General features: G+C 31.2%; 5 protein-coding genes and 1 pseudogene. 2 read left to right on the forward strand and 4 right to left on the reverse strand.

Annotation, left to right across the window (positions count from 1 at the left end):
- Positions 1 to 416: 416 nt before the first annotated feature.
- The gene (locus tag AC1DIT_RS20655; RefSeq protein WP_016114963.1) at positions 417 to 1,043 is read left to right on the forward strand and encodes a helix-turn-helix domain-containing protein; all 627 of its coding nucleotides are present in this window, start codon (positions 417 to 419) and stop codon (positions 1,041 to 1,043) included.
- A gap of 894 nt (positions 1,044 to 1,937) precedes the next feature.
- Here AC1DIT_RS20655 and AC1DIT_RS20660 read toward each other — a convergent pair.
- The 4 genes and pseudogenes from AC1DIT_RS20660 to AC1DIT_RS20675 form a co-directional block, all read right to left on the reverse strand.
- Positions 1,938 to 2,629, reverse strand: a pseudogene (locus AC1DIT_RS20660) (YwqG family protein).
- A gap of 102 nt (positions 2,630 to 2,731) precedes the next feature.
- A complete protein-coding gene (locus tag AC1DIT_RS20665; RefSeq protein WP_016114961.1) occupies positions 2,732 to 3,139 on the reverse strand; it encodes a DnaJ family domain-containing protein in 408 nt (135 codons plus the stop codon).
- 50 nt (positions 3,140 to 3,189) lie between these two features.
- Positions 3,190 to 4,353, reverse strand: coding sequence for an alpha/beta hydrolase (locus AC1DIT_RS20670; RefSeq protein ID WP_016114960.1), 1,164 nt, complete (start codon positions 4,351 to 4,353; stop codon positions 3,190 to 3,192).
- Between the two features lie 204 nt (positions 4,354 to 4,557).
- On the reverse strand, positions 4,558 to 5,409 hold the full coding sequence (locus AC1DIT_RS20675; RefSeq protein ID WP_016114959.1) for a patatin-like phospholipase family protein: 852 nt from the start codon (positions 5,407 to 5,409) through the stop codon (positions 4,558 to 4,560).
- A gap of 191 nt (positions 5,410 to 5,600) precedes the next feature.
- On the opposite strand from AC1DIT_RS20675, the gene AC1DIT_RS20680 reads away from it, so the two are divergent.
- Positions 5,601 to 5,978, forward strand: coding sequence for a PH domain-containing protein (locus AC1DIT_RS20680; protein WP_016114958.1), 378 nt, complete (start codon positions 5,601 to 5,603; stop codon positions 5,976 to 5,978).
- Positions 5,979 to 6,115 lie beyond the last annotated feature (137 nt).

A 6,115-nucleotide genomic window follows, 5' to 3' on the forward strand; every position in this document is an offset into this window, starting at 1 on the left:
TATCCCTCCTGGTTTTTTATAAACTTTATCACATAAATCTAATCATCTATGAGTTATCTAAAAAGAATAGGTGTAATTAGATTCATATTATGGGATAGGTTTTATATAAGGTAAGTGAAAATGAAGAATAATTCTTGTTAAATTATAAAATTCTATAAATTTCATAATTTAACAAGAAATGTCATAAGAGCACTCTAGGAAATACGCTCCATAGCAGCTACAAAAATAGAGCAAAATGTATGTGCAATGTAGGCAGAGTAGATAGTAGCAAAAAGAAGGGAGGATACGGGGTTTATAGCGAATAAAAATATTATCTTCAATTTCGATAGATAAAACAGACGGAACGTTCGTTCTTTTATATGATATAGAAGACAGTACACACTTAAGTTATATCTTTGAAAGGGGGATTAATTAAAATGATTGAAAGGAGTAAAAAGAAGTCTAAATGCACACTGGAAAAAGCAGAAATGATTAAGCTTTATTTAGAAGGAGAGAGCACATCAAACATTGCAAAATTAGCTAATGTTTCCGCTAGGTATGTTCGGATGTTCCTAACGGATAACAACGTTGAAAAAAGAGCAAGAGGCAGCTGGAAACGAAAATATAACTTAAATGAAGATTACTTTAAGCGTTGGTCTAATAATATGGCATATATTTTAGGGTTTTTCATTGCAGATGGTGTCATTACAAAAGATAACCAAACTGTAAGTATTTCTCAAAAAGAATCAGCGATTTTAGAAGATATAAAAATAAAACTCAATTCAAACCAACCATTATATAAAAACAAAAACACTGGTGTTTATATGTTAAATTTAAATAGCAAAATCATGAAAAATGATCTAATAAACTTACATGGAATCATGCCTTGTAAATCATACGACGTACAATTTCCATTTGTTCCAAAAGAGTATCTGCATCATTTTAATCGTATATATCTAAGTGGTAAAAATACGATTAAAAATTTTTCGGAATGGATTTACACAGATAAAGAATTATTTTTACAACGAAAATATGAGGTTTTTCAACTAAAAAATAGTTTTTAAGAACATAGTAAGAAAAGCTTGATCAGTACATATCCCAAAATCATATGTACTGATTTTTGTGTTTACGACTAAGTTATCCATTTCATAAACACAATTTCTAAACCGAATTCAAAAAAATGTACCACAGTGAGCCGCTTTAAAACTAACTAAATGTTCATATATATTAAAAGTCCCCAAGTTTGTGTCGCCAAATAGAAGGGGGAAAACAACCGACTAAAAGTAAGTTTATGAATTTTATCTAGTAGACATAATATATATTATAGGTAGTTATACAAAAGAAGTGTTTTCCTGTCTCTAAATACAAGTATACTATACATAATGAGATGAAACGGATATTTTTTATGAAATCCGCATTACATATTGCTTATTTAAATTTTTATAGATTTTATAGTAAATTTACGATTAAATTTCTCTACAGCATTTTTAGAATAAAAGTTTTGCTGAGTTTACAACATACAAAAACATTGATGAACATAAATTTATTACGTAATTCGTTAAAAAATTCTTTTTGTTATTACATTGTTTTCGTGTGCATATTTAAGTTTTTCATCATCTATTATACATTTCCTTATAATTACATCTTATTTTCTTAATATAGTTAAATTTAGAGTTTATCTATGCAATTTGTTTACTACGTTGTACTTTTTATCTTAGTTAACATAACCGATACTATTCCTATAAAAATTATCCCTATTTTTTAGGAATAATTTTTATATTAGTTTATATTTCTTTTTGTAAATTATATTTACTTTCTATTCATGTAACTACGTACATAAATTTTAAAATTGTGATTTCACACTAAGATTCTTGCTATAACCGGTAATTCACACAGATATAGCGAAATACTTCAACCCCTCTTCCCTATTTTTCGCTATATTAAAGGTGTTTTTAGACTTAACAGCAATCCCAATTATAAAGTACATTTGAAAAGTTTAGGTTTAGTAGATCTTCTTTCCGTACAAAAAAGTTAGCGATGCCGCAATCTCCCCACATAATTCCTAGAGAATCATCTGTATCGATTTGTAGCCATAAGATGTTATGTTCTTGATAGGTTTCTTCCCATTCCCTTGGATCTGTTTGTTTAAAGAATGGATATCCTCCACTTTTATGCCCTTGGCTTTCAAAGTGTTTATTGTACAATCTATGAAATTCCATTCTACGCTATCGTCATCGATTTCTTCTAAATGAATTGCATCTCTAAAAAACTCTTCAAATCGATAATCTCCTAGTGTACAGGTTGATAACCTGCTTCAAACCTTAACTTTGCTGCTCTAGGCACAATAAAATTCTCTGAATCAATAGCATTTAAGTAGCTAAAATCCGTCACAATTTGAGTTTCATCTTGCGTTAATTCTGCTCTTTGGTACAAATTCAATATGCGGAATCTCTCTAAAATTCAACTGCGCAAGTAACATCATAGGCTGTCCATTCGAATCCTTTGGATGCTCATGATGAATAGGTACATACGGATACCCAACAAATTTACTTTCAAATAAAATTGTTTCACCTAGTTCTCCTGTAATTTTTATATAGGGTTTTGCGCTTTCTTCCAGAATGCCTCTATACTGTTCTAGCTGCCTCGGTATTTATAAATGGTATGTATTTGTCACCCTCTACTCCTCCCTTACATAATATATGAAATAAGCCTATTTTAATTACATAACAAGAAATAGGCTTATTGAAAAATACTAAAAATCCGTTTTCACTCTCATTTTTTGTGCAGATGCTGGGCACAATAAGTTATGTTCCAAAACTTTTTTATTAATAGTCCGAACTAGCTTTGTTGCTTCATTAGAATCTGTAATCTCTTTCAGCTTTTCCTTTAAATAATCAATTTCTTTCGAAAGCTCAATCCACCTAGGTAAAACATGATTATCTTTCAATGTTTTATAAAGTTGTTTTTCAGGATTATACGAAAGGCTTTTATCAATATTAAGTGGTTTCCCCTTGCCAGGTAGGTCATCAAAAGCTCCCGATTTTTCTGCCCGCTTAACGATAGAACTAATATGATCTTCATACGTAAAATCCCAAACTTTCTCATCCTTTACTAAAATCTCTTGTTTTTTTAACTCTTTATCTAAATCCTTTTGATTCATATTTTACCTCCTCATTTCTTTTTAAGATAACGATCTTGAATTATTTAATGCTAATAAACCCTCAGCAAGTTGCTCTCACCACCAAATCTCGTCGTGACCGCCTTGAAACTCACTATAGGTGATTTGGTATTTTTTTCTCTAAGTGTCTTATATAGGCTCCTATTGGCTTGTAAAAGCGGTTCGTTCTCAAGAGTTCCAGCTGCCATATACATACGTAATCTCAGCGTATTACTAATTGATAAAAATTGTTTCTCCATCCAAGGAAGTTTTTCTTCATACCCGTCCTTTTTCCAATGTACAGAACCTGACAATGACAGCACATTTCCGAAAACATGAGGATTCTGAAGTGCTGCATAAAACGCCGCTAGACCACCTAAACTTAAACCAGCAATTGTTGCATGCGCCGGATCCTTATATACATGATATTTTGTTTGAATCCAAGGAAGTAGCTCTTCTATTAAAAATGCATTCATCTTGTCGTTATAAGTAAGCTCATTTAATCGATCTACGTGCTCAATTCCAACAACAATACACGAAGGTATTTCTTGTTTATGAATGAGATGATCGAGTGTTGCTGGTGCTGAAAGATTTTGCATAAATGCGTTTCCATCAAATGTGATGATAAGATTTTGAAGGCTTGATGTAAGAGAATAATCATGAGGTGTGTAAATATATATCTTTCGTGTATTGCCTAAAACAGAACTGTAAAAAGAATATGTTTCAATTTTCCCATGAGGATTATAATTTTTAGGGAATCTTTTATCGTACTGCATTTCCATTCCTATTTCTAAAACAGCTGCTCTATCTGTTCCTTCTCCGAATATATGACTGTTAAATGGATCTAATTGATACTGTTCACTACGTGTTATCCAATTTTGTTCAAAATAATCATTAACTGAAAAATGATAGGTAGAAATAAACCTTTTGTTCGTTCTAAATGTTTTGTACCATAAATTCGTGTCTGAAAGCCGTTCTAGTCGATTAGAATGAAGATCCCAACCAGGATAACTACCAAATACATAAACATTTTCTGTGTCTTTATCGCCTAGCCATATGTAAGTAATAAGATGATACTGATTATTCATTGGACAAGTTTCTATAAGTGGCGTCTCATTTGCTTTGAGTTCATCTAAAAAGGTATGAAAAACTTGTGTATCTCCATTGCTTAATTGATCTGTAAGCTCTGTTATTTTGGGGCTTAGTATTGACTTCATTCCTTTTCCCTCCTCCACCGCAGTATATTAGTACTTCTTTTTTTGTAAATAAATTCCTATATAAACAGGGTACTAATGTTGTATATTTTATGAACAAAAACACACAAACAATATAGTCTGTGTGTTTACATTCTTATTTATCAAGGTAGTAAAATGATAATTTACGTGCTGTTTCCTAGTATCCACTGTTCACCCCTATAGTTATTATTTCTCTATCCATTCTAATAAYTGCTCATACTGATTCTTTGCATCCTGATACCCAAGATTATATAAATTAACAAGCTTGTCCTTATTTCTTTCAATCCCACTAACAGGAAGCTGCATGCTTGGTTGAATTACAAAAAAATTTTCTTTTTGTTCATCTGAAAACATGTATGAAATGCTCTCATTATAAAACCGATAATGATCTACTAAAAGCTGAGAGACTTTCGGATATCGTCTATATAAATATTTTGCCATTGGTGAAAACTTATTACGCTTTTTCTCATATCCTTTTGGCTTTGTCATAATAACAATGTTTTTTTGAAATCCATCTATTTGTGCCTTTCGAACAGGGATAGGATCAATGATTCCCCCATCTAAAAGTTTTTTACCATCATAGTCCACAGCTGGCGCAATAAATGGTACAGAACTTGATGCGCGAATAATTTTCAATATATCATTCCCATGCTCTTGCTTATTATAATAAACAGCTTGTCCTGTCTCGCAATCTGTTGTGCCGATTACAAATTGCTCATTTGCATGTAAAAAAGTTTGAAAGTCAAATGGTACAATTTTATTAGGCACTTCATCAAAAAGAAAGTCCATACCAAACAATTCTCTTTTTCGTATTAAGTTGCGATAAGATATATAACGATGATCAGATACTAACTCTGTATTTACTTTTTTATTCCTTCCTTTTTGACGCGATAAATAAGTTGCGCCCATGCATGCTCCTGCCGATACTCCAACTACATATGGGAAAAACAAATCATTTTCCATAAAGTACTCAAGTACCCCTGCTGTATATAACCCTTTCATGCCTCCGCCTTCTAATACTAAACCGATATTTTTCATTTATAATCCCTCTATATTTGTTTCTTGATTTTCTAAACACTTATATTTTAGCACAAGATATTATGATGAAGTATCAATAAATTCATTGCATTTGCTTAAAAAAGCTCTTGCTGCATTGTAAGAATCTCTTAGTCTATAACATGATACAATAAAAGAAACTCATTCCACAGATCATAAAGGAGGAATTTTATATGGGTTTATTTAATGGTATTTTCGGAAATGCATCTGATACGAGTACAGAAAATGTTGAGCGTGACTTACAGAAGATTATGCTTGATGATGAACAAGTTGAGTATGCGTATAAATTGATTCGAGATTTAATTGTATTTACAAATCGACGAATGATTTTAGTAGATAAACAAGGAGTAACTGGTAAGAAAACTGAATATCATTCTATTCCATATAAAAGCATTAAACAATTTAGCATTGAAACAGCAGGTCATTTTGATTTAGATGCAGAACTTAAAATTTGGGTATCTAGTATGCATGAACCGATTACAAAGGAATTTAAAAGTGACGACAGTATTTTAAGCGTTCAAAAAGCGTTAGTAAAATATACAACAAAATAACACCTTTGCATTTTTATACAAAAACAAAAGTTATAACCCCGTGTTTTTTGGAACAACATGCATTGTTTTGTTTTAAAAATACAAAAAACTTCGCAACATTGTATTATATAGGACCAAAATAAAAGGATAGATAATAC

This window comes from Bacillus sp. 05T22 (assembly GCF_056396765.1).